Genomic DNA, 23,444 nt, shown 5'->3' with positions numbered 1-23,444 from the left:
GTGTCCATGTATTGTTCTTGCCGTTCAAACCGTCAGCATCGGTTTTCGCCGATGCCGACGGTTTTTTTGGTTGAGCAGAAAGTATACGATTTTATATGTTGCTTTGCACAACCTTGACAAACGCGCTTGTTCTCGAAGGATGACGAAGCCGTTTATCCTTACATTATATGGGTATAGAATCGGGCAAACGACGGATACTAAATATCAGCTAAAAAAGCAAACTTAAGGCTGTGCTTACGACGCAAGTTTTCTCACGAAACTTTGAGGAGGAAAAAAATGCCGACCACGAAAACACCAGGACCTAAAGGACTCCCGATCTCGGGCAACCTGCTCGCATTTCGTAAAAATCCGCTCGCGTTTTTAATCGAAACCCAGCAGCAGTACGGAGATATTGCATATCTGCGGTTTGGCCCGTCCCGACATCTGTATTTAATCAGCGATCCTGAGCTTATTAAAGAAGTGCTGCAAACGAAACAAAAATCGTTTAAAAAAGCAAAAGGGCTGCAGACGGCCAAAGCGGTCGTAGGCGAGGGCATATTGACCAGCGAAGGTGGGATGCATTTGCGCCAGCGCCGGCTGATGCAGCCGTCCTTTCGAAAAGACAGGGTAAGCCGCTATGCGGATTCGATGGTCGAGTTAACTGAGCAGCTGCTCGCAGATTGGAATAACGGAGAAGAACGTTCTATTACCGACGATATGATGGAGCTAACCTTAAACATTATTACGCACACGATGTTTGGCACCAGCCTGAAGGGAGGGCTCCTTGAAATCGGGCATGCGGTTGAAGTGGGAATGAAATATGTGAGCAACAAAGCCACCTCCATCTTCGATATCCCGGAAAGCATTCCAACCAAAAGCAATGTAGAGTTCAAACAAGCGGCGCAAACGTTGGACGAGGTCATATACGGCATCATCGAAGAACGCCGTAACCGGCAGCCCGCGGACCATACAGGCGATGACCTGCTGTCCATGCTGCTTGCTGCGAAGGATGAAGAGGATGGCAGCGGCATGACGGACCGGCAGGTGCGCGATGAGGTAATGACGATATTTTTGGCTGGCCATGAGACGACCGCAAACACATTGTCCTGGACCTGGTATTTGCTGTCGCTTCATCCGGAGGTGGAGAGAAAGCTGTGGCAGGAGCTGGATCGGGAGCTCGCAGACAGGAAGCCTACGGTGGAGGATATCGGAAAGCTGGAATATTTGAATCAGATCATATGGGAGTCGATGCGACTCTATCCGGCTGTATGGGTAATAAATCGCGAAGTGACCGAAGAAGTCGAGATCGGGGGCCATGTGTTCAAACCGGGAGAAACTATCATGATGAGCCAGTACGTTATGCACCGCAACCCCAAATATTACGATCACCCGGAGCAATTTATTCCCGAACGTTTTGCGGATGGAGAGCTGTTGAAGCGGATTCCGCAATTTGCTTACTTCCCTTTTGGCGGAGGACCGAGGGTATGTATCGGGAACAATTTTGCACTGATGGAGGCGGCGCTTGTCCTCGCTACGATTGCCAGCACTTACAAGCTCAGTCTTGTGCCGAACCACCCCGACGTCGAACCCGAACCGCTGATCACGCTTCGGCCCAAATCGGGCTTAAGGATGAGCGTTACGAAACGAAAGTCCGGACAATAAATAAACAGAAGGAAGGAGAGCGATTTCGCAGACTCTTCTTTTTTCGTATTCAGGCCCGGATGGTAACTTGCGTACCGATCGGTACGAGCCGGGATAATGCAAGTACGTCTTCGTTGTACATCCGGATACAGCCGTGAGAAACTTCATGACCGATTGAACCGGGAGCGTTAGTTCCGTGAATTCCGTAATGGGGCCTCGAAAGCCCCATCCAGAGAACGCCGAAAGGCCCGCCGGGATGCGGGACTTTGTTAATAATCGTGTAAATGCCGACGGGGGTTTTGGTTAACACTTTGCCAATGCCGATTGGAAATGCGCGGGTTACAATATTATTGTCGAGCAAATACAACTTCCGGTCCGATAAATCGACGATAATGCGGTACATGTTCATCCACACCTTTATATACAGAATATTGGCAGGGTCATTTTTATAAATATCTGACATTGACTTCATGGTATGTTTTATTTAATCTTTTTTTCCGGACTTTGATTTGCAATATGCCGTCTCTATAAGAGGCTCTCGCCGTGCTCGGAATAACATGGCAGGGAAGACGGATGAGCTGCGGCTTTTGGCTGTTCACAATACTTTCGATTTTAATCAAATCGGTTCTGACTTTTATGATCGGATTGGCTTGCTGGGCCAATGCCAATTTAACGATAACATGGTGATGGGTTTCGAATATCTCAGGCTTGGTTCGCAAGCTGCGCACCACCCCAGTTTTCGGCAACGATTTCTCGAATATTTGCTGAACGTAATCTTCAACCCAGGTCGTATCCTTCAATAGATCCAACTGCTCGCTTGAAGGAACGGGGGGAAGTTTATTGCCCAGAAATTTTTCGATTTCGTGCCAACGTGACTTGTTATCAGTATCTCTTCGACTCATCACGGATCGCTCCTTTTCGCCTATTTATTTATATATATGAAGAAAATGCCTTTGTTGATACAGCAGCGCAATTTAATCGGGCAGGTAGTAGCCTACGGGCATATGCCGACATACACTGTAGGATGAACGGAAAAAGGAGAAAAGTCTATGCCAGCAATTGTCGGTAACATTAAAATTTTAAGCGTAGGCCCGAGCTCTGTCGTACAAATCGGTGATACCATACAAATTTCGCCAACCAGCACATCCAAAACGTTTGCCGGTGCAGGCTCCTTTAATACCGGTGATTTGGCCCATACGAATAACGCGATCAGCAACACCAATACGAACGATCAGGATGTAAATGACACATCAGTAACCGATATCGGAAATCAGGGGGTCGTTTAGCAATGAATTTGGTTGTTAATCAAAACATTGTGATCCACCAGCTTCGTGTCAACAGCGTTTCCAACTCCTCGGTGCTGCAAATCGGCAGCGCGGGTTTAATCAAGCCGTTGTCCAACCTGTACAATACTGGCGGCTACACGGAGCCTGCAGCGGAATTGCAGGCTTCTACCTCAGCCATTTCGCTTGTGCCGCTACCGAATCCAAGGTAACGGGCAAATGGGCTAACACCTATTTCATTCTGCATGCATAAGATGAATGGGGAGGTGCGGAAAGATGAATTACTGGCAGCAATGGGCATTCTATATTCAACAGATGCAGCGGCAAATCGAGGTGCAGGCCGGGCAAATAGCCGATTTGCAAAAATCGGTCGAATCGCTGCAGGCTGATATGAATGCATTAAAAGAACAGAAGCGAGTCCATATTGATAAGATCGAGTATAAGTTCGATCAGTTAAAAGTGGAAAAGCTGGACGGAACGATGAATATTGGCCTCACCCCAAGCGCATTGGAGGAGTTGGCAGTAAACGGGAATACGATTACGGATGCGGGCGAGGGAAACGTGGGCGAGGGCTGTGGGCAGACAGGCGGCACAACACCGTATCAGCCGTTGGATGAGCTGCAAGCATCTATTAGAAAGGAGATGAAGCAGTATGTCGAAACGCACGTGCCCAAACAATTAGAACATCTACAAGCTCAATATGGGAAAGAGCTCGATGCCTGGCATCAAAAAATGATCGTAGAAGATCTTCTGAAGCAGACGGAAGCTCGCACGCAGTATTATTTGCAGCAGATGGCTCCGGCAGCCTCTGCCGACAACATGTCTTCAATCAAGGATTCCGTACTGTTCCGTACCCGCAACGATATCAGGAAGGCTGTAGGGAATTATTTTAATAAATTAACACAACAGAACGAAGGTGAAGAAATATGAACTTCCAAGTAACGAACAAATCGCTCTGTGTAGGAGATGTTCGGGTTGTCGGCGTTTCCAGCTCATCTGTTTTTCTAATCGGGGATACGGAACAAATTATTTGCTCTTCCATTTTCGATACGCCGCCGGAATCCGTCATTGTAGGAGTGGAAACACCATTATCCTCTGAGTCCGCTACTGGGGGCGGGGAGGAAGGCAGTTCATGAATCGATGGTCATCCGTTTGGGATATGAAGGTAAACACGGTCTCGCAATCCGCCGTATTACAAATCGGAGATAACGTGATGATCCAACCGGTTACCAAAGTTTTGGCCGTACAAAGAGAGCTGCCCGAGTTTGAAGGGAAGGAAGGCAATTTAGCCGATTTTGATATTTATTCGAGAGAAATACCTTTACCGCCAATCGATAACGATCCGGTGCAGACGAGTTTCGATCAATCGGGCAGTCGAATCCATGTTGGCTGCGTTTACGTCTTGGGGGTAACGGCTGCATCGGTCCTGCAGGTAGGCGGAAATCAAAGAATAAAAGCCGAATCGCGTATTTTGCATATCCGGCATTTTTTTACCGAACCCGCCTCAAAGACTTCGCCTGCGGCTACTTCTTCTTCGCAGCAGTCTCCTCTGAATAGGCAATGAGCACAATGTTTTGATTGGCGTCCGCACGAATACGTTCCTCGAAATGTTTCAGTTCGGACAGCAGCTCGGGCGACAGGTTGGCTAAAGTAAATTGTGAGCTCATCGATTCCTCCTATAATTCATTGGTGTAATTGGATTCTAATTTTATTTTATCCAGTCGGCATCCTGGTTATGTTTCTACATATGAATTTGAAGCGGGAGTGATCGTAATGAACCCACTGAAGGTGACAGCCCATCGTCCCTGGAAGCTGCCCGAACGCCTCTGGGTGATGAAGCAGCGCTGGCTTGACTTGCTGTTTGCGCATTGGCCGGTTCGGTATGATGAGCTGCGCCAGCTCGTACCGCCGGGTCTTGAGCTCGATATATTTGACGGCTATGCCTGGATCGGCATTGTGCCGTTTCGGATGGAAAGGATCCGATTGCGCGGCCTTCCGCCAATCCCGTTTGCCAACGCATTTGCCGAGTTGAATGTAAGAACATATGTAACGATGGGGGACAAGCCCGGCGTTTACTTTTTCAGCTTGGATGCGGCACACCGGTTGGCGGTTATGGCAGCCAGACGGTTCGTATACCTGCCTTATTTTTATGCCGATATGCGGGTAAATCGTAGGCAGACAGGTCATATCGATTACAGCAGCCATCGAAGGGATGGCAGAGGTGCGGCTGTTTCCCTGGAAGCTGCGTATGCCCCGGCTTCTCCGCAGTTTGTCAGTACTCCGCATTCGATGGAACACTGGCTGACCGAAAGATATGGTTTGTACACCTTCGATCGCCAAGGTACGATCTGGCGCGGCGACATACATCATCTGCCCTGGAACCTGCAATCGGCTGAAGCGGAGTTTAGGCATAACAGCATGGCCTCAGGTCAAGGGATCCGCCTCATGAAGTCCAAGCCGCTGCTGCATTTCTCTCACATGCAGGACGTATGGATTTGGCCCCTGGTCAAGGCCGAAATTTCAAGCTGACGCTTGCTTGCGCGGCTGGAAAAAATGCATATTTGCAATTGGGGCTCCATGTGTGGTATATTCTAATTCCGGTTACTTCGCGGTCGTGGTGGAACGGCAGACACGCTATCTTGAGGGGGTAGTGTCCCATGGACGTGCGGGTTCAAATCCCGCCGACCGCATATGTTGAAAAGCCTTAGTGTATAAGGCTTTTTTCTGTTTTAGGTCACTAGGGTAATAAGTGTATGCAAAATGGTCTTTCGGCCATGAGTCCGTAGGATGTTATTTTTAGGGATTGAACTTACTTCTAAATAATCTGATCTGGTATGCTGCAACGGTTTAAGAACCATCTTGTCCGTTTTTAAATGCGACACACAAACAATAAAAAAAGGCCATAAATATGGCCCTGGATTTATCTAAAACCTCTGACAGTAGCATTATGATTTTCGCCTGATTGAAGAGTGACGCTTTTGATTGATGTGATGGGTATGATATTCAGGCTCTGTGGCGATTGATATTTAACAAATTTTTCGTCCATCTCAATAAGTGTTCCGCCGCTGACACTTCCACCGTCAATAAAAAGAATCGTGACTTGTTTATTAATAAATTCTTTTAACATATTTAGCACATCCCTTCGTTATCATCTTATCTTATATCGATGTATTTAGCAAAGAAATGAACGACTGGTATCCTCATTGTTATATACTGAAAATCCTATGTAGATATTCGCAAAAACATCCGGCTATTGAGCCGCTACACTGACATGGTCGACGCAATAAAATCTCGATACGTCCGATCTCCCTATTTTTGAAGGAAGATACGGGATGCTTAAAGCCAAACTGCAAAGCGATGAAAACGCCATCAAGCAAACCTTCAAGATTACCGTCTGTTGTTTCTATGCGAATCTTCTGTCCTTAAAGCTTCTGATCGAAGCCCTTTCGAGGAAGATACATTCGTGTTTTAGATGTAGCTTTTCTTGCAATATCAGAATGGTTCAGCTCCGCTGAAAACATATAAAATCTGATATTATAAAAAAGTGTATATAAGTAATATTTCGCTTAATAGTTGGGAAATATATTCAGGTTTAAATGAAGAGCATAGGAGAGAGACTCATTGAGCATTGAAATTAAGCCCAAGCAACCTAAAAAGTGCAGGGGTTGTTTATGGGGGCAGTGGGATGGAATGAAACAGTTTTGTCCGAAAATAAAATGTGTGAAGGAGCTAAAGTGAACCACATATTGGATATTAAAGTCATGCTCCCACCCTGAATAATATCCAAAAAGCAAAGCTCTCTTTCCTTCGGGTTGGGGGCTTTTTGTTTGGGTCATGATACCAAATAGACGGTCCAATGATTGCAACCGTCTACTCAGTAATTAGAAGGGAGGAGAGGGTCAGTTGGAGGATGACCCTGATCACATCTTATGAAAGTTTAACAAATATGGAACGATACATTTCCATTTGCACAAGCCTGATTATATGAACTGCCCAATCTCTAGACTCCTGACATACATAAGATACATAACTTAAAGCGGAAGGAGGCAAAAAACAATGGGAGCAGTTGGCAGCTGTGCCGGTTTCTTTACATCTACAGGTGTGATTCTCGTGTTGTTTATTCTTCTTGTTATCGTTTCCTGTTCTTGGATTTAACAGCTTGACTATTTCGGATCAAGTTAAATTTGGCTATTAGTCATTGTATCCGCGCTATCCCACCCCCAAAAAAGCCCTCTTTCCTTCGTGATTGAAGGCTTTTTTTGTTTTTATAGGTCATGGATTCACCATCCTAAATTTAAAAGGGCAGTAACCGCCAGGCGCGCAGGTTCAAGTCTCACTCCATTGATTTTTCTTTTGCAAATGGGTTCTCTATGTTAGAATTCAATTATAATCTCCGATGGGGTGAAAGCTCATGATCATTGAACGTTATGCGTTGTTAAACGAAGAAGAACGCACCATGTGCGTCTTTGAAATGAACGGTATATTTTATGGTCACATCCTGAAAAACAAAACAGATAAAACGCCGGCCAAACTCGTATTTGAGACATCCAAGTACAACAGTCTTGAAGCTTTGAAAGCGGAGTATCCTGCAAAATAATGACTCAACAGCGCTTAACTCGGAAGATGTATGCCGTCAACAATATAGGCGCACCTCGATAAGGCATTTGAACGTAAAACAGCAGCTCGATGAGCTGCTGTTTTTGCTGCGCTGTATTGACTTTGCTTCGCACAACCTTGACAAACGCGCCCGTCCTCTTAGGACGGCGATGCCGTTTATCCTTTGCTTAAAATCCTTTATATTGAGGTTCTTCATTTTCCAGCTGCTGAACCCGAGATTGAATGTCGTTGATCACTTGCTGCGTTGTTTGGGAAGCAGTGGTAAATGCATTTTTGGCATCTTGATTTTGCGTGTTCAAAGCAAACTGCTCAAGGCTGGCTTGAGCGCTTTTTAAAGAAGCCAAGCAAGTTTTCACTTGAGATCCGACGGTCATTTTCAATCACTTCCTTTCTTGTTCCGACGTATCGACCCTGATTAATCTATCCCAAAATGAAGAGCGGCATACGAAGTCGATGAACGAGGCCGCTGTCAATTTATGACTGTTCATCCTGAAATTATATTTGGTAAAATCGCACCCGAAATCAAATAATGGAACTATCGTTACTTTGAGTGATTGTTAAGGGAGGGGCTGATTTTATGGCGGAATGGGTAGAGATCGCGGTCCGGACACTGGTCGCAGTCGTTGCTCTGTTTTTGATGACCAAAATATTAGGAAAGCGTCAAATTTCCCAGCTGTCGTTTTTTGAATATATCACTGGAATTACGATCGGGAACTTGGCGGCATTCGTTTCTTTAGATCTGGAATCGAACTGGTATTTGGGTCTGGTATCGATGCTCGTATGGGTGTCGATTTCACTCGGTATCGAATTTTTACAGCTAAAGAGCAAACGAGCCAGAGACTTCATCGACAGTAAAGCGTCCGTTCTGATTGAAGATGGAAAAATACTGGAAGACAATTTGAAAAAAGAACGGCTGACCTCCGACGAATTGTTGAGCAAGCTGCGGAAGCGAAGCGTGTTCAGAGCGGCAGATGTAGAATTTGCAGTCATGGAGGCTAACGGGGAAATCAATGTGCTTGTGAAGAAAGAGCACCAGCCGATAACGCCGTATCATCTAGGTATCAAAGTCGGGCCGGAACAGGTGCCGCAAGCTGTAATTATGGATGGTCAAATGATGGAAGAGCCGCTCGCCGTCATCGGCTTAAATCCGAAATGGCTGCGTACGCAGCTGGAAAAGCTTGGCGTACCGATAGAAAATGTGTTTCTCGGACAAGTCGATTCGTACGGACAGCTGTATGTCGATTTATATGACGATAAAATTCAAGTGCCCGCTCCGCAAGAAAAGGCGTCTTTATTGGCACTGTTGAAAAAATGCGAGGCAGATATCGAAATGTTCTGTCTGTCGACGGATACGAAGCCGGCCAAACAAATGTACGCCGCATGCTCGGAACGGATGACACAGGTTATCGCCGATGTGAAGCCTTATTTGACCCAGTGAACTCGTTCAGCTTTGCTGAACATCGGGGAATCAGATGGGGGACTCTACCCCACCTGATTCAAGGCCCACCTTAGAGGTGGGGGTCTTAACCCGATAAAGCCGTAATCGGATAAACAGCCGTTAAAAAAAAGACGGCGGACAGCTGCTTTACGCACGAACTGCCTGCCGTCAAGAGGAAGCTAATTATGCTGCTTCTATTCTTCAGCCGCTTCATAGCCAGTATCCGATACATGCACCGTGCGGTCATCCAGCTGTACGGTACCGTCGCTGGTGCCTGCGAAATATACATCGCTCAGCTGCTCGCGCGTGACGGCCTGTCCGTCTTCCTGGTCGTACAGAGTCTCGTCGGTTTGCTTGGAGTACTTTGGTTCCATAATGGTTCACCACTCTCTTTGTTGGGTTGCCTTTTCATCATGTCACCTGATTTCGATTTTTATGCACGCTCTTTTAGAGAAGCTCGGGTCGAGGCCTCTTCAATGTTGTTCAATCTTTAAAATATCTTTACTGAGCTTTTCGTAAAATGCGAGGCATCGTTTAAAATTTTTGAGCTTTATGCCCATTTTAAAAAGCCTGACCTCGCGGTCAGGCTTGCGGTCTTTCCAGCAGCGATATCGACTAAAAGAACTGGTTTCCGGAAAAGCCGCCGGCGGCGCCAAACAAGGCAAAAATTACCGCAATAATCAAAATGTACAAAACAATGACAATAGCAGCCATGATTAAAGAAGCGCGGGCATAATTTCTCTTATTCGGGTTCGTTCCGTCAACGAATGCCCATACAAACAGCATAATAATGTTGACAAGCGGAATGATGCTGATGATAAAGGTTAAAATCCAGTCTTTCACTGTCATGATCGGACCTTGCTGGGAATATGGAGTCTGATATGGCACAGTATTCGGAGTCATCATTTCGTTATTCATTCGTATCACCTCAAGGATTAATATGGAAAAAAATCGCAATTATGCAATTCCAGCTTATTTTAACGGGAAAGATTGGTTTCGTCAATAGTTGACAAGGCTTGTCAATTAATTTTTACAAAATTATAATTGAATATCCAAACTAGCCGAATTGGAAATATAAGCATGGATAAGGTATGATAAAAAGGCGGAAAGTGCCGAATATAGGTGGAAACCCGTAATAAACTGGCAGGTAAGGAGAAATCGGACATGAAAACAAAGACGCTAGGCAAAACGAATCTGCAGGTCTCCGGCATCACGTTCGGCTGTTGGGAGCTCGGCGGCGGACCGTGGGAGTTTACAAGCGACGACAACAATATGAAAGCGATCCAAGCGGCGTTCGAAATGGGAATTACGACATTCGATACGGCTGAAGGTTACGGTGCCGGGCATTCGGAGGAAGTCGTCGGTGCAGCTTTGGAAGGTAAACGTAAAGAAACCGTGATTTCGACTAAAGTAAGCCGCGCCAACCTGGCCCCTGGCGATGTGCGTCGTTCGGCAGAAGCGAGTTTGAAGCGCTTAAAAACCGACTATATCGATATTTATTATATTCATTGGCCAAGCTTCGACATTCCGGTTTCGGAAACGTTGAGCGAGTTTAACAAGTTGAAGGAAGAGGGCCTCATCCGCGCGATCGGCGTGTCCAACTTTTCGCTGGAGCAATTGAAAGAGGCTGCCGGGTATGCGCAAATCGATGTCATCCAGCCTGAATACAGCCTGCTGCACCGTTCCATTGAAGACGCGATTGCGCCTTATTGCATGCAGGAGCAGATCGGCATTATGAGCTACAGCTCGATTGCCAAAGGCATCTTGACCGGAGCGTTCCATTTGGGCGGCAAAAAATTGGACGAAAACGATTTCCGCGCAACAAGACGGCTGTTTTCACCCGATCATTTGGAAAAAGAAAAAGAGCTGATTCAGCTGCTGAAAGAAATCGCCGATTCGAAAAATAAAGCGCTCTCGCAAATCGCGATCAGCTGGCTGCTTCATCAGCAAGCGCTGACGACAGCCATTGTCGGTTCGCAAAGCATTAAGCATATGAAGGAAAATGTCGAAGCGGTTGACATTGTATTAACCTCCGAGGAGCTTAATGCTTTGGATACCTTGAGCCGGAAAACAATCGCAGCAATTGATGCTGAATAAGATGGCTCTGTAATTGTATCAATTTAACCTACCTGGCCGCAGGAATCTATCCTGGCCTAAAAACACGTTTGAATACTAAAACAACGAAAGCCCTACCTCTCTTTCATCCTTGCGGCTCCGAAGACCGCGCCAGTGTGAATCAGTAAACATCTTGGCAAATTCTTTAGGGTTGTTGGAATTTGAAAGTTTTATGGGTGGTAGAACAGTAAGCGAACCGGGGAATAAAAATTTTGAGGCTGCTTGCTTTTTGATACAATTTTCTTATTATACTATGCAATCAAGGAAAAAGCAAGAAAAACGATCGAAACAGAAAAACAATCGAAAAACAACGGCTGCCTATCCGTGTTGGAAGGGTAGCCGTTGTTTTAGTTCAAAGTATAAGATTATATACTTTGCTTTGCACAACATTGACAAACGCGTCCGTTCCCGAAGGACGGCGAAGCCGTTTATCCTAGCGTATATGCAGACCTATGTACTAGAGGCAGGCCAGAAGGAGCGGTGCCGGAAGCGTTTCGCTTAGCTCCTCGGCATTGTCGGCTCTGCACAGCACAAAGGCGATTTTGGTGACTTCGTTGCTGCCGTTTACCATCGGCTTGACAACGGCCCGCAGCTTGACGGCGCCTGTGGAGTATAATTCATTGGTTTGAAACGTAACCTGCTTTTCCTTACGGTATTCGATCGCCTTGGCGCAGCAGCGTCTCACCTTCATCAGGTCGTTCTGGTCGACGAACGAGAAGAGCGAGGAGCCGCAAATATCTTGCTCCATTCCGGTAAATGGAAGTGGCTCATAATGATTGTATATATGAGTAATTTTCATTTGTCCGTTTAGCAGGCCGGAAGCGAGGATCAGCTTGTTTCTGACTTGGCTGGCAATCCATTTTTTTTCGGATATTTCCTTGACGACGTGAAAGTAAATTTCTTTTTGCGCACCGAGCACTTTGCTGCTGTGCACTTCGACATTCAGCTTGACATTGTTGTGACCGATGAGCTGTTCCTCTGAATACAAATAGCCCTTTTGTTGAAGCCGCTGCTTTTTTTGATGCAGCTTTTTGGAAGATTCAGGATTGTAAATAATGTCGGGCGTCAGAGATAATAGCTCGGTCTTAGGGCGGCCAATCAACTTGGCAAAAGCATGATTCATCTCGACAAACTTCGTTTCATTATCGTCCTCGTACGTATAATACATGCCTTCTTCCGCATCCGTAAACCGACTGTCCAGGGTGTACATAGATATGATTCCTCCTACATCGGCAAAAATTTGATTCAAGTCAGCACCGCTTGTACTATTTAACCATTTCATATGAAAATGAAACCGCTTATTAAACAATTATAGTCTTTAAGGAGGATGCTGCTCTTCAAAATTATTCGCAGCCATGTATGATTTTTAGTCCCTTTTACGTTAATCATCTGGAAAATAAGGGTACAATATGATTAGCTTTTATGAACTGGAGGTGCTTCAAGCATGGATTTTCGGGTGGAACGGGACACGATGGGAGAAATCCGCGTACCCGCCCATAAATTATGGGGGGCTCAAACCCAGCGGAGTCTTGAAAATTTTAAGATCGGCACGGAACGGATGCCGCAGGAGATCGTGCGGGCGTTTGCATTATTGAAAAAGGCGGCGGCGCTGGCTAATCGGAAGCTCGGCAAGCTGGAACCGGAGAAAGCCGCGGCGATCGCAGCTGCGGCCGAAGAAATCAGGGCGGGGCAGTGGGATGATCATTTTCCGCTCGTCGTATGGCAAACGGGCAGCGGCACACAGTCGAACATGAACGTAAACGAGGTGATCGCCCACCGTGCCAATCAGCTGCTCGAGGCGCAGGGCAGCGTGCAGCGGGTACATCCGAATGATGATGTGAACCGGTCGCAAAGCTCGAACGATACGTTTCCGACGGCGCTGCATATTGCCGGGGTGCTTGCAGTCGAGGATCGACTGCTTCCGGCATTGGAGATGTTGAAGGCGACGATGCGGCGGAAGATGGAAGCATTCGCCGACATCGTCAAAATCGGCCGCACCCATCTGCAGGATGCGACTCCGTTAACGCTTGGGCAGGAGATCAGCGGCTGGTGGGCGATGCTGGACAAGACGGGCCGGATGATCGCGGAGAGCGTCGGCACGATGAAGGAGCTGGCGATAGGCGGCACAGCGGTCGGTACGGGCCTGAACGCGCATCCGGATTTCGGCAGACTGACCGCCGAAGCGATCAGCGAGGAAACCGGCAAAACGTTCGTATCGGCTGACAATAAATTTCATGCGTTGACCAGCCATGATCAGGCCGTCTACGTCCATGGAGCGATGAAAGCGCTGGCGGCGGACTTGATGAAGCTGGCCAACGATGTCCGATGGCTGGCCAGCGGCCCGCGCTGCGGAATCGGCGAAATCGTCATACCCGAGAATGAACCGGGAAGCTCGATCATGCCGGGCAAGGTCAATCCGACACAATGTGAAGCGATGACGATGGTGGCCTGTCAGGTCATGGGGAACGATGCGACGATCGGTTTTGCCGCGAGTCAGGGCAATTTCGAGCTGAACGTGTACAAACCGGTCATCATTTACAATTTCCTGCAGTCCGCACGGCTGCTGTCGGACTCGATCGTTTCCTTCAACGACAACTGCGCGGTTGGCATTGAACCTGACCGTGCCGTCATTCAACGCTACCTGGAGCAGTCGCTCATGCTTGTCACCGCGTTGAATCCGCATATCGGCTATGAGAAAGCGGCGGCGATCGCGAAGCAGGCGCACAAGGAAGGGCTGTCGCTGAAAGAAGCCGCGCTGCGCAGCGGGCTGTCCGCCGAGCAGTTTGACGCCTATGTGCGGCCGGAAGATATGATTCATCCGAAGTAGAGGGAAAGTAGGGGGAATTCGCTGCGCGCTGGTATAATGGGGGAAAGCGATCGATTCCATGACCGAACGGAGGAGTATGCGGATATGAGTCAAGCGGAGGAATATTTTGATATTTACGACGAGCAGCTTCAGCCTGCCGGCATCGCGCCTCGCACGGAAGTGCATGAGAGAGGGCTTTGGCATCATACGTTTCAATGCTGGATTGTAGATGAGCAGAACGGAGAAAGGGCATTACTGTTTCAAAAGCGTCATCACGCCAAAGATACGTTTCCCGGTTTTCTCGACATTTCATGTGCGGGACATTTGCTGGCCGGGGAACGGATCGAGGACGGGAAGCGGGAGCTGGAGGAGGAGCTGGGTCTTTCGGTTTCGTTCGGGCAGCTGGAGCCATGCGGTATTTTCCGCGAAGAAAAAAGGCTGGAGAACGGCTGGATCGATCGGGAAGTTTGCCACGTATTCGTATACCGCTGCAGTCAACCGCTGCAAGACTACAGGCTGCAGGCCGACGAGGTTACGGGATTGTACCGGATTTCATTCGGGGATGCCAGACGGCTGGCCGGAGGGAAGCTTGGGAGCGGCAAGCTCCATGCGACCGGCGTTGAAACTGATGAGCAAGGAGTGCTGCGTCCTGTTGAACGCGAATTTGGCGCGGAAAACTTCGTGCCGCGTGAGCCGGCATACTTCGAAATGATGCTTAAGGTCGCGGATCGGGACGGAAACAGAAGCGGAGCCTGCGCGGATTCGCGTTGAAATGAATAAGGTCCGGACTGAGCATCGTGCCTGGCACTGCAATGCGACGTTAATGGCGTGCGAGATCCGGCAGGCGAGCTGAGCGAGATATCCAATACCCGGAGCCAAATATAAAACTTATACTTTCAACACATAAAAAGCTCTGCACCGGGTTGTTCTGTGCAGAGCTTTTTGGCCATACGGTTTTTATGAGGAAACGTTCCCTTACACGCTTTGAAAATTCGTTATAACGAATGATACTGTGTGATGCAATCCCGCCACGTTAAATAATTGTGCGCATCGTTACCGGGAAGAGCGGTTGGCATATTCCTTCACCATAGCTTCCGTTACATAAGGACGTGTCGGCGAGATGCCGTGCTTCGCATGCTCATTAATTTGCGTCGTAACCCGGTTAATGGCGTCGACGGTAAACGGCTGGCCTGCTGCGCATAGGGCCAAAGCCTGGTCAATCGCTTCCTCGCGCTGCCGATCAAGCAATTGAAAAGCTTCCAGATGCGCATGCATGCTGCGGGTATGGCGTGTGATGGCTTCATGAACGGACATTTAAGCAAACTCCTTCAATTAAAAGATACTGTTGGTAGATATAATACTACGTCCGACCTTGTCGGGCAAGCCGTTCATGCATCCGTAATAAGCCGACAGCTTTCGATAGGTTCCGGCAGACGATCGCGAATACCGGAAATTCATGGTGATACATACACTGAATGATACATTATGTAACTTGTTGTCGATAGTTTCATCGAGCCGCATTCCATTATTCGACATGGCTGTCGATGAATGGGCTCGCAGTCTAGCGTTTCGTTACGGCGTTGCTTTCTCCAGCAGTCGGAGTGCCGCCTCCATTATGCAGATGCGTGCTCCCTGCCGCAGCTGATTGCTCCAAAAGCCGCTGTTCATGGGCAATTTTAAAGCTGAAGCTGGAGCCGTCGTTCGGCATCTGGCTGACGGGACGATCGGGATTTGCCAGATCGGGGTGGTCCAATAAATCAAAATGAAGATCAGGATTCGTTTTCCACATGCCCCATCCGGCAGCGAGCAGGCTGGCGGCGATAACGAATGGTATCCATTTGCCCCAACGTTTCATATGATTGAAGTCCCTCCAATTCGCTTTTGTGTTACGTATTGTAACATTTGTTGGGCGATTTTTCCAGCCCTTTATTGGACAAGCCGGTTTGATCGTTTTTCGTTCAACTGTCCTTTCCGGCTTCATGTATAATGGTGTGAAGACGACAATTGTGGGGGCGGGATACAAGTGGCCATTACCGTAAGGGAAGCTATGAGGATCGGAGGTCTTGCCCGCTGCCGGGTGGCGGCGGGAGAACGAGGGCTGGACCGGGCCATCGATTCGATAACGGTTATGGAAGTGCCGGATGTGGTTCAATGGTTGAAGGGCAGCGTACTGCTGCTGACAAGTCTGTATCCGATCAAGGATGACGAGGCGGCGATCGCTCAACTCGTGGAGCAGCTGCATACGGTAAACAGCGCGGCTCTAGCGATCAAAACGAAGCAGTACGTTCAGGAGATTCCTCAGGCCATCATTGAAGCGGGGAACCGGCTGCAGCTGCCGGTAATCGAAATCGACCCTGAGGTATCGTATTTGGAAATTATGACGCCCTTGATGCAGCTGATCTTGAAAAACGACGAGGCCGGCGCAGGGCAGCTGGATAGTTTCTTTAAATGGATTACGGAGTTGGCTATGGCAGGCAAAGGAATAGCTGCCGTCATTGAAGCAGTGGAGCGGATGACGGTTAATACGATCACAGTCGGCTCGGATTTATCGATGCTGGAGCTGGATAAAGGCTTGAAGCCCGCACCGCTGACCTACGCACAAAAAAACGAGCTGCAAGCCGCGAAACGGCCGATTCGGATGCAGCGCCTGCTGAACGGGAGTCCAACCCCATGCATCGTGACGCCGCTGCTGATCAACGAAGAGCTGGCGGGCGACATGACATGCTGGCAGACGCACAGACAGTTTAACGAGCGGGATTTTATCGTGCTGGAGAGGACGATGGTGCTGATCGCGCTGGAGTTTCTCAAATGGTTGACGAAGGCCGACGTCGAGCAGAACTATAAGGACCATCTGCTGTCCGAAGTGCTGCTCGGACAAGTGCATGATCAAAAGGCGGCGCTGGAGAAGGGCCGGGCATTCGGCTGGGATTTGTCCGAAAGCTATGATGTGCTGTGCATCGAATCGCAGGAGAGAGAGTCTTCCAAGCGCGGAACCACCGGTGCGCTGCATGGAGCGGATCGCCCGGAATGGAAACGCAGACTGCTGCTTAGCGTTCAGTCGTTTTTACGGGTCGAGCCGTCCGCGGCAATCGCAATATGGCTGAAGGATGCGATTGTCATACTCCGTCCGCGGAACGAGCCGTTATCCGAAGCCCGCGATGCCTCGAGCAAACCGATCAGGACATGGGCAGCGGCAGTTTGCCGACATCTGACAGACGTTTATGAAGATATGACCTTTACTGCTGGAATCGGACGGTCCCATCCGGGGTTTGACGGAATTCACTCCGGCTATACCGAAGCCGTTCAGGCGATTCGACTGGGCAAGCCGGCGGCGGTCCAAGGTTGTATCCATTTCGAGGACCTGGGTGTTTATCGTATTTTGACGCCATTCCCGGATAAGGCCGTTCTGGAACAATTATATGCGGAGACGGTAGGCAGACTGGCGGATTACGACGCGGTGCATCATTCGAATCTCGTGATGACGCTGGCGGCATATTTTGCCCAAAACTGTTCGTTATCGGGAACGGCGGAGAAGCTGTTCATTCATGTCAATACGATGAAATACAGGCTGCAAAAAATCGAACAGCTGACCGATGGCGGCATCCATAACGCCGAACGGCGGCTGCTGCTGCATATCGGGCTGAAATTACACCAAATGAAGCAAGCGGGCATCGATAGTTAGCCGAATCGACGAATGTCGGTTCTTTTTTTTGTCCATTCGGATATAGATTATCCTTTCACTACCGGCTATGATTTGAATGGCTGCAAACAACCAAATCAAGTCTGGGGGATAAAGATGAATCATCGTCAATTAGCCGGCATTATTTATAGAACCGCTCATATTGCAGGTACGTTTCAACTGCGCTCCGGTCAAATATCCGATCAATATTTCGACAAGTATTTGTTCGAATCCGACCCGAACTTGCTCACCGCTATTGCGGAGCAGTTGAAACCGCTGCTTCCGCCTGATACGGAGCTGCTGGCCGGATTGGAGCTGGGCGGAATTCCTGTCGCGACCGCGCTGTCTATAAGCACCGGTATTCCGGCGGTATACGTCCGCAAGAAGCCGAAGGATTACGGAACGGCCAAGCTGACGGAAGGACCGGATATTCGCGGCAAAAACATATGCATCATCGAGGATGTAGCCACGACCGGCGGACAAATTTTATTAAGCGCGGCGGATCTGTTGAAGTCCGGCGCTCGGCTTGGAGCGGTGCTGTGCGTCATCGAACGGGGCGTGCAAGGCAGGATCAATCTGGAGCGCGAGGGTCTGAGCTTGAAATCGCTGTTTACGGTTGAGCAGCTGATATCGGCTGCACAGCAGGAGGACCAGCGGTGAAGATGAACAAAGCTGTAACAGCAATAGTGAACGGCGATAATGAAAAAGTGATGATGAACTATACAACCGTATTGTTCGACCTGGACGGAACGTTGACGGATCCGAAGATGGGCATCACGAGAGCCGTTCAATATGCATTGGAGCAAATGGACATGGAGGTTCCGGACGCGGCGAAGCTTGAAGCGTTTATCGGGCCGCCCCTGCATCTCAGCTTTATGGAGCATTGCGGGATGAACGAAACGGAAGCGTGGGAAGCGGTAATGCGGTATCGAGAGTATTACCAGCGAACCGGAATTTATGAGAATCAACTGTACGGCGGGATACCGGAATTGCTGCAGCTTTTGCATCGGCAGGGCAGGAAGCTGTATGTGGCGACATCCAAGCCGACCGTTTTTGCTGCAGCGATCGTCGAAAATGTTCAGCTTAACCGCTGGTTTAATGGCGTATGCGGCAGCGAGCTGGACGGTGCCCGGTCGGATAAAACCGAGCTGCTGCGTGCAGTGATCGTTGAAAACGATATCGACCGGGATCGGACCGTCATGATCGGAGACCGCAAGTATGATCTGATAGGCGCTCGCGGCAACGGCATAGCCTCCATCGGGGTCGGGTACGGATACGGAAGCGAGGAAGAAATCCGGAAGGAGCGGCCGATGTTATACTGCCCGACGGTAAAACATTTAATAAACGCTTTCGTTTCGCTTTGACTCGCGGGTATAATAGTATAGGATAAGCGTCAACGATTCTATTTCGTACAGGGAGGTTTTCATTGTGTCAGTACCTATTAAGCATATGGTTGTATTTACGTTAAAGTATGAATTCGATATGGTTGAGACGAAGATGTTTTTGGAAAAAAGCGCTGCGATTTTGTCCGCCATTCCGCAGGTTCAGCAATTCGAAGCGTTTCGTCAGGTAAGCGAGAAAACCGATTATGATTTCGGATTTTCGATGGTGTTCGCCGACCGGGCCGCATATCAAGCCTATAACGAGCATCCCGCTCATGTAGACTATGTGAAACAGCTATGGGAGAAAGAAGTGCTTCGTTTCCAGGAGATCGATTTTGAGCAATTAACTTAGAAATGCGCGAAAGCGTTGCCGTACTCAGATCGGAGACCGACGGTAAAGTATAAACGCGAATGTAAACGCCGGTTGGAAATAAAAAACCGAAGCATAATGAAACTTATTTTCGTTGTCGATTAACCAAAGGAGCCATGGCGATGGATGCGGATTTACAAAAAAAGCTGAGAATTCAAACCGGACAACGGCTTCTGCTGCTGAATGCGCCGGAAGGCTACTTGAGCCGGTTCACCCCGCTGCCCGACGGCGTACAGCTGGATGAACGCCCTGTATATGATGGAGATGAGGCTGTCCAGCCATACGATCTGGCACAGCTGTTTGTCCGCAGCGTTGCGGAGCTGGCGGAGACGGCGCCGGTCGCTTGCAAGCGCTCAAGAAGGATGCGCTGTTCTGGATTTGTTATCCGAAGAAAAGCTCGAAGATCAAGACCGATTTGAGCCGCGATGAGGGCTGGAATATTATGTCCGACGCAGGTTATGAAGGCGTCGCCTTAATTTCCGTTGATGATACGTGGTCTGCGATGCGGTTCCGGAGGATGGAGCTCGTTGGCGGTACGGAAACAAGGCGAGAGCGAATGGCTAACCGGGCGGACCGGCCAGCCGGCGCTTCAGCCAAAGACCGTGTGCTGGACATCCCGCAAGATTTGCAGCAGGCATTGGACGATAATCCGCAGGCGAAGCAGTTCTTTGACGGCTTGTCTTATACGCACCGCAAGGAGTATGTGCGTTGGGTGACCGATGCGAAAAGGGAGGAAACCCGTACCGGCCGTATACAAAAATCAGTCGAAAAGCTGGTGGCCGGCGTCAAGTCCCCGTTTCTCAAAGCATAGAAGGCTTCGCTTACACAGAAAGCGGTTGGAATATGGCGTTCCCGGCCGCTTTTTCTTGTGGAAAAAATAAATATCGATTTAATTACGGGACGCTGTTCGCGGCGGCGATGCGCAGACCTGCTGCTTGGAAAAACGAATGAAAAAAGAACTTTTTTTGAAAAATGAACTGTTGAATTTTTATTTTAAGTATATCATAATGAAAATATCAAAATGAATGTATATAAGATCGTTTTTGTCGTGACAAGTATCAGAATGCGTTTAGGGCTAATAATTGATAAAGGCGGGTGCAGAGCATGAAAGCTCTTATAGTTATTGATTATACGGTCGATTTTGTAACGGGCAGGCTGCCGTGCGGCCAGCCGGCTATCGATATTGAACGGAAGATCGCCGCGTTAACCGAACAATTTGCCGCGAACGGAGATTTTGTGGCGATGGCCGTCGATCTGCACGAGGAACAGGATGCGTATCATCCGGAGCATCGGCTTTTTCCGCCTCATAATATCCGGGGAACCGAGGGAAGACGCTTGTACGGCCGGTTGAACGACGTTTTTGAAGCGAACCGTGAGCGGATTTACTGGATGGATAAAACGAGATACAGCGCTTTTTGCGGGACGGATTTGGAGCTGAAGCTGCGGGAGCGGGGGATTACGGACATCCATCTTGTCGGCGTATGCACCGATATTTGCGTACTGCATACCGCTGTGGACGCTTACAATCTGGGCTTTGCGATCACCGTCCACCGGAAGGCGGTAGCGAGCTTTAATCAGGCGGGACATGAGTGGGCTTTGCAGCATTTCGAACAGGTGCTCGGAGCGGCGGTATTGTAGCTGAAAGGACGGATCAGGATGACTTATGAAAATTTAACGTTGCATACGGACAAATATCAAATCAATATGATGTACGCTCACTGGATTCACGGGACTCATGAGAGCAAGGCGGTGTTCGAGGTATTTTTCCGCAAGCTTCCGTTCGGCAACGGTTATGCGGTATTTGCGGGGCTGCAGCGGATCGTCGAGTACGTAAACAGTTTGGGCTTCGACGACGATTGCATCCGCTATTTGCAGGAGCAGGAGGAAAACTACGATCCGCGGTTTCTCGAAGAACTGAGAAGCTTCCGGTTTACAGGCAATTTAAGCTCGGTTGAAGAAGGGACAATTGTGTTCCCCAACGAGCCGCTGATCCGCGTGGAAGGTAAAATATTCGAAGCGCAGCTGCTGGAAACGGCGATTTTGAACTTTATGAATTTCCAGACGCTCATCGCCACCAAAGCATCCCGCATTCGTCAGGTAGCGCCGAACGATATATTGATGGAATTCGGCACCAGGAGGGCGCAGGAGGCGGATGCGGCGATATGGGGAGCGCGGGCCGCGTATTTGGCGGGCTTCGACGCGACGTCCAACATGCGGGCGGGCATGCTGTTCGGCATCCCGTCGAAAGGAACGCATGCCCATTCGTGGGTTCAAGATCACGACAGCGAGGAGGAGTCGTTTTACCGCTTCGCCGCGGCGCTTCCGGATCAGGTGACGCTGCTCGTGGACACGTACGATACGCTGCGCAGCGGCGTGCCGCATGCGATTCGCGTCGCCCAATCGATGGAGCGGGAAGGAAAGCGGATGGGCGGCATCCGGTTGGACAGCGGCGATTTGGCCTATTTGTCCAAAACGGCGCGCACGATGCTGGATGAGGCCGGACTGAATTACATCAAAATCGTCGCTTCGAACGATCTTGACGAGAACATCATGTTCAACCTGAAAGCCCAGGGAGCGCAGATCGACAGCTGGGGAGTCGGTACGCAGCTGATTACCGCAGCCGATCAGCCGGCGTTAGGCGGAGTCTATAAATTGGTCGCCCGCGAGAAGGAAGGAGCATTCGAGCCCGTCATCAAAATATCCGGCAATCCGGAGAAGGTGTCCACTCCAGGCGTCAAGGATGTTTACCGGCTCGTCAGCCGTGAAACCGGCCGGGCGGAAGCCGATTATGTGACGCTGGCCGGCGAACCGGAGGCGATGCGCGGCGAAAAGCTGAAGCTGTACGACAAGACGCATCCTTACTTGTACAAATATGTGGAAGGGTACGATGCGGTTCCGCTGCTTCGCCCGATCTATGAGAACGGCAAGCAGGTGTACCGGCTGCCCGATCTGGATCAAATCCGCCGGTATCACCGGCAGCAGCTGGAGCTGTTCTGGCCGGAATATTTGCGCAAGCTGAACCCGGCGGTCTATTTGGTCGATATCAGTGCACGCGCCTGGCAGTTGAAGATGGAGCTGATCCAGAAGCATACGGTTTAGCGGATGCAGCCGTTCGACGGACTGGATGAACGCGTTAAAAAGCACCAGACTCATCTTGGGCGGAGCGTATCCGCAAATAGATGAGCCTGTTTATTATCCGGCTAATCACCCAATACATTTTCCGCTTCGGATTCCCTGCTGCGGTAGCCGGTAGGAGATTGCCCTATATGCTTTTTGAACGCTTTGGAAAAGCTGAACAAGTCGGGATAGCCGACGGAGAGCGCGATTTCAGTTAACGAATAATCGGTGTCGCGCATCATTTGCTTCGCCTGATTCATTTTAAGCTGCTGAATGAAGGCGATGGGGGAAAGCCCGTACGTTTCTTGAAACGTTTTGCTGAAATGAGAACGTTCCACACCTGCATAAGCTGCAACCTTATCGACGGATATCCCCTCGGCATAATGCATCTCCAAATAATCGCGCCCCTTTTGCAGCCAATCCACGGTTTTACCGGCGGGACGACTCATACCCGATAGTGCGGCATGCTTGCAAAGCTGTTCAAACAAACGAAAAAACAGGCTAAGCCGCCCGAAATCGGCATGCGGCGCTCCGCCGCTTCTTGCCAATTCGAATAACGAATCGAGCGTATCGGCGATGTCAGGCTTGAGCCCGGCGGATAGATGGGGGGAGCTTGGTTGCAGCCCGATACGCTCAAGCGTCGGCAGCGACTGTTTGCCGTCAAAGGCCAGCCAGGTCATATTCAACGGCTGAACGTGATCCGTATAGTACTCGACGGTTTTGGTAGGAAACAGGCAAAAGAGATCGCCGGGATGCAGCGAAAAATGCTGTTGATCCTGAATAAACATGCCTTGGCCCTCCACGACGAAATGCATGCTGAAATAGGAGGTGACGCGGGGGCCGATATGGTAGTTCGGCTTGGCTATATTTTTTCCTAAACGGATCGGCCACATGGAGCTTGCCCGCTCCAAGCCGGTCGGTGTAAAAAAATACCGTTCCGATAACTGATTGTAATCCTCCTGTATTTTCAACGCCTCCTCGGCTTTAACTTCCCCACATATTGGCAAATCGGCTGTT

At 49.3% G+C, this 23,444-nt stretch carries 32 protein-coding genes and 1 tRNA gene; 22 read left to right on the top strand and 11 right to left on the bottom strand.

Going from position 1 to position 23,444, the window contains the following annotated elements; genetic code table 11:
* The first annotated feature begins 276 nt into the window (after positions 1-276).
* Positions 277-1,641, top strand: coding sequence for a cytochrome P450 (locus E1757_RS11635; RefSeq protein WP_133227959.1), 1,365 nt, complete (start codon positions 277-279; stop codon positions 1,639-1,641).
* A gap of 49 nt (positions 1,642-1,690) precedes the next feature.
* On the opposite strand, the gene E1757_RS11630 is transcribed toward E1757_RS11635, so the two are convergent.
* Positions 1,691-2,029, bottom strand: coding sequence for a L,D-transpeptidase (locus tag E1757_RS11630; protein ID WP_133228422.1), 339 nt, complete (start codon positions 2,027-2,029; stop codon positions 1,691-1,693).
* A 37-nt stretch (positions 2,030-2,066) separates the two neighbouring features.
* A complete protein-coding gene (locus E1757_RS11625) occupies positions 2,067-2,522 on the bottom strand; it encodes an Hsp20/alpha crystallin family protein (RefSeq protein WP_133227957.1) in 456 nt (151 codons plus the stop codon).
* A 147-nt stretch (positions 2,523-2,669) separates the two neighbouring features.
* Here E1757_RS11625 and E1757_RS11620 point away from each other — a divergent pair, with 147 nt between their 5' ends.
* The 5 genes from E1757_RS11620 (at position 2,670) to E1757_RS11600 (ending at position 4,467) form a co-directional block, all read left to right on the top strand.
* The gene (locus E1757_RS11620) at positions 2,670-2,906 is read left to right on the top strand and encodes a spore germination protein (protein ID WP_133227955.1); all 237 of its coding nucleotides are present in this window, start codon (positions 2,670-2,672) and stop codon (positions 2,904-2,906) included.
* 2 nt (positions 2,907-2,908) lie between these two features.
* Positions 2,909-3,115, top strand: a complete 207-nt coding sequence (locus E1757_RS11615) for a spore germination protein GerPB (RefSeq protein ID WP_133227953.1) — start codon at positions 2,909-2,911, stop codon at positions 3,113-3,115.
* 64 nt (positions 3,116-3,179) lie between these two features.
* The gene (gene gerPC / locus E1757_RS11610) at positions 3,180-3,833 is read left to right on the top strand and encodes a spore germination protein GerPC (RefSeq protein ID WP_165972086.1); all 654 of its coding nucleotides are present in this window, start codon (positions 3,180-3,182) and stop codon (positions 3,831-3,833) included.
* Complete coding sequence (locus tag E1757_RS11605) at positions 3,830-4,039, top strand: spore gernimation protein GerPD (RefSeq protein ID WP_133227949.1); 210 nt, start codon at positions 3,830-3,832, stop codon at positions 4,037-4,039. The genes gerPC and E1757_RS11605 overlap by 4 nt, the downstream gene beginning before the upstream one ends.
* The gene (locus E1757_RS11600) at positions 4,036-4,467 is read left to right on the top strand and encodes a spore germination protein GerPE (protein ID WP_133227947.1); all 432 of its coding nucleotides are present in this window, start codon (positions 4,036-4,038) and stop codon (positions 4,465-4,467) included. Before E1757_RS11605 ends, E1757_RS11600 begins: the two co-directional genes overlap by 4 nt.
* Here the strand turns inward: E1757_RS11600 and E1757_RS35755 are convergent.
* Positions 4,427-4,570: a hypothetical protein gene (locus tag E1757_RS35755; protein WP_165972085.1), complete on the bottom strand. Its 144-nt coding sequence runs from the start codon at positions 4,568-4,570 to the stop codon at positions 4,427-4,429. The genes E1757_RS11600 and E1757_RS35755 overlap by 41 nt on opposite strands.
* Before the next feature lie 106 nt (positions 4,571-4,676).
* Here E1757_RS35755 and E1757_RS11595 point away from each other — a divergent pair, with 106 nt between their 5' ends.
* Together E1757_RS11595 and E1757_RS11590 are read left to right on the top strand one after the other, a co-directional pair.
* Positions 4,677-5,432, top strand: coding sequence for a YqjF family protein (locus E1757_RS11595; protein WP_133227945.1), 756 nt, complete (start codon positions 4,677-4,679; stop codon positions 5,430-5,432).
* A gap of 79 nt (positions 5,433-5,511) precedes the next feature.
* Positions 5,512-5,593, top strand: a tRNA-Leu gene (locus E1757_RS11590).
* 230 nt (positions 5,594-5,823) lie between these two features.
* Here the strand turns inward: E1757_RS11590 and E1757_RS11585 are convergent.
* Complete coding sequence (locus tag E1757_RS11585) at positions 5,824-6,030, bottom strand: hypothetical protein (protein WP_133227943.1); 207 nt, start codon at positions 6,028-6,030, stop codon at positions 5,824-5,826.
* Between the two features lie 929 nt (positions 6,031-6,959).
* On the opposite strand from E1757_RS11585, the gene E1757_RS36445 reads away from it, so the two are divergent.
* Both E1757_RS36445 and E1757_RS11580 read left to right on the top strand, forming a co-directional pair.
* Complete coding sequence (locus E1757_RS36445) at positions 6,960-7,058, top strand: YjcZ family sporulation protein (RefSeq protein WP_246079152.1); 99 nt, start codon at positions 6,960-6,962, stop codon at positions 7,056-7,058.
* A gap of 256 nt (positions 7,059-7,314) precedes the next feature.
* Positions 7,315-7,500, top strand: coding sequence for a hypothetical protein (locus tag E1757_RS11580; protein ID WP_246079151.1), 186 nt, complete (start codon positions 7,315-7,317; stop codon positions 7,498-7,500).
* Positions 7,501-7,687: 187 nt separating this feature from the next.
* On the opposite strand, the gene E1757_RS11575 is transcribed toward E1757_RS11580, so the two are convergent.
* On the bottom strand, positions 7,688-7,894 hold the full coding sequence (locus E1757_RS11575; RefSeq protein WP_133227941.1) for a DUF1657 domain-containing protein: 207 nt from the start codon (positions 7,892-7,894) through the stop codon (positions 7,688-7,690).
* A 203-nt stretch (positions 7,895-8,097) separates the two neighbouring features.
* Here E1757_RS11575 and E1757_RS11570 point away from each other — a divergent pair, with 203 nt between their 5' ends.
* Positions 8,098-8,958: a DUF421 domain-containing protein gene (locus E1757_RS11570; protein ID WP_133227939.1), complete on the top strand. Its 861-nt coding sequence runs from the start codon at positions 8,098-8,100 to the stop codon at positions 8,956-8,958.
* 194 nt (positions 8,959-9,152) lie between these two features.
* On the opposite strand, the gene E1757_RS11565 is transcribed toward E1757_RS11570, so the two are convergent.
* Positions 9,153-9,332: a DUF4025 domain-containing protein gene (locus E1757_RS11565; protein ID WP_133227937.1), complete on the bottom strand. Its 180-nt coding sequence runs from the start codon at positions 9,330-9,332 to the stop codon at positions 9,153-9,155.
* Positions 9,333-9,573: 241 nt separating this feature from the next.
* A complete protein-coding gene (locus E1757_RS11560) occupies positions 9,574-9,876 on the bottom strand; it encodes a hypothetical protein (RefSeq protein ID WP_246079150.1) in 303 nt (100 codons plus the stop codon).
* A 246-nt stretch (positions 9,877-10,122) separates the two neighbouring features.
* Here E1757_RS11560 and E1757_RS11555 point away from each other — a divergent pair, with 246 nt between their 5' ends.
* A complete protein-coding gene (locus E1757_RS11555) occupies positions 10,123-11,055 on the top strand; it encodes an aldo/keto reductase (protein ID WP_133227935.1) in 933 nt (310 codons plus the stop codon).
* 475 nt (positions 11,056-11,530) lie between these two features.
* Here the strand turns inward: E1757_RS11555 and E1757_RS11550 are convergent, their stop codons facing one another.
* Positions 11,531-12,283 (bottom strand): PAS domain-containing protein, encoded by a 753-nt coding sequence (locus E1757_RS11550; RefSeq protein ID WP_165972084.1) that lies wholly within the window; start codon positions 12,281-12,283, stop codon positions 11,531-11,533.
* A 234-nt stretch (positions 12,284-12,517) separates the two neighbouring features.
* Between E1757_RS11550 and fumC the strand changes: the two genes are divergently transcribed.
* Positions 12,518-13,900 carry a class II fumarate hydratase gene (gene fumC, locus E1757_RS11545; RefSeq protein ID WP_133227931.1) on the top strand — a complete coding sequence of 461 codons (1,383 nt, stop codon included), beginning with the start codon at positions 12,518-12,520 and terminating at the stop codon, positions 13,898-13,900.
* A gap of 84 nt (positions 13,901-13,984) precedes the next feature.
* Positions 13,985-14,650 (top strand): NUDIX hydrolase, encoded by a 666-nt coding sequence (locus tag E1757_RS11540; RefSeq protein ID WP_133227929.1) that lies wholly within the window; start codon positions 13,985-13,987, stop codon positions 14,648-14,650.
* Between the two features lie 282 nt (positions 14,651-14,932).
* Here E1757_RS11540 and E1757_RS11535 read toward each other — a convergent pair whose 3' ends face one another.
* Together E1757_RS11535 and E1757_RS11530 are read right to left on the bottom strand one after the other, a co-directional pair.
* Entirely contained in the window at positions 14,933-15,193 is a 261-nt protein-coding gene (locus E1757_RS11535; RefSeq protein WP_133227927.1) for a YpbS family protein, read from the bottom strand.
* A 247-nt stretch (positions 15,194-15,440) separates the two neighbouring features.
* Positions 15,441-15,734 carry a hypothetical protein gene (locus tag E1757_RS11530; RefSeq protein ID WP_133227925.1) on the bottom strand — a complete coding sequence of 98 codons (294 nt, stop codon included), beginning with the start codon at positions 15,732-15,734 and terminating at the stop codon, positions 15,441-15,443.
* Positions 15,735-15,902: 168 nt separating this feature from the next.
* Here E1757_RS11530 and E1757_RS11525 point away from each other — a divergent pair, with 168 nt between their 5' ends.
* The 8 genes from E1757_RS11525 (at position 15,903) to E1757_RS11490 (ending at position 22,409) form a co-directional block, all read left to right on the top strand.
* Positions 15,903-17,561 (top strand): PucR family transcriptional regulator, encoded by a 1,659-nt coding sequence (locus E1757_RS11525; RefSeq protein WP_133227923.1) that lies wholly within the window; start codon positions 15,903-15,905, stop codon positions 17,559-17,561.
* A 114-nt stretch (positions 17,562-17,675) separates the two neighbouring features.
* The gene (pyrE, locus tag E1757_RS11520) at positions 17,676-18,218 is read left to right on the top strand and encodes an orotate phosphoribosyltransferase (protein ID WP_133227921.1); all 543 of its coding nucleotides are present in this window, start codon (positions 17,676-17,678) and stop codon (positions 18,216-18,218) included.
* A gap of 2 nt (positions 18,219-18,220) precedes the next feature.
* Entirely contained in the window at positions 18,221-18,922 is a 702-nt protein-coding gene (locus tag E1757_RS11515; protein WP_246079170.1) for an HAD family hydrolase, read from the top strand.
* A gap of 64 nt (positions 18,923-18,986) precedes the next feature.
* Positions 18,987-19,292, top strand: a complete 306-nt coding sequence (locus E1757_RS11510) for a Dabb family protein (RefSeq protein WP_342774560.1) — start codon at positions 18,987-18,989, stop codon at positions 19,290-19,292.
* A 140-nt stretch (positions 19,293-19,432) separates the two neighbouring features.
* The gene (locus E1757_RS11505; RefSeq protein ID WP_133227917.1) at positions 19,433-19,729 is read left to right on the top strand and encodes a hypothetical protein; all 297 of its coding nucleotides are present in this window, start codon (positions 19,433-19,435) and stop codon (positions 19,727-19,729) included.
* 23 nt (positions 19,730-19,752) lie between these two features.
* Complete coding sequence (locus tag E1757_RS11500; RefSeq protein WP_133227915.1) at positions 19,753-20,121, top strand: YdeI/OmpD-associated family protein; 369 nt, start codon at positions 19,753-19,755, stop codon at positions 20,119-20,121.
* Between the two features lie 293 nt (positions 20,122-20,414).
* On the top strand, positions 20,415-20,948 hold the full coding sequence (locus E1757_RS11495; RefSeq protein WP_133227913.1) for a cysteine hydrolase family protein: 534 nt from the start codon (positions 20,415-20,417) through the stop codon (positions 20,946-20,948).
* 18 nt (positions 20,949-20,966) lie between these two features.
* Entirely contained in the window at positions 20,967-22,409 is a 1,443-nt protein-coding gene (locus tag E1757_RS11490; RefSeq protein ID WP_133227911.1) for a nicotinate phosphoribosyltransferase, read from the top strand.
* A 101-nt stretch (positions 22,410-22,510) separates the two neighbouring features.
* Here E1757_RS11490 and E1757_RS11485 read toward each other — a convergent pair whose 3' ends face one another.
* Positions 22,511-23,398, bottom strand: coding sequence for a helix-turn-helix transcriptional regulator (locus E1757_RS11485; protein WP_246079149.1), 888 nt, complete (start codon positions 23,396-23,398; stop codon positions 22,511-22,513).
* Between the last annotated feature and the right edge of the window lie 46 nt (positions 23,399-23,444).

This window comes from Paenibacillus piri, from assembly GCF_004354045.1.
Taxonomy (GTDB): domain Bacteria; phylum Bacillota; class Bacilli; order Paenibacillales; family NBRC-103111; genus Paenibacillus_S; species Paenibacillus_S piri.
The sequence above is the reverse complement of the archived record's forward strand: the minus strand, read 5'-3'. Positions and strand labels throughout refer to the sequence as shown.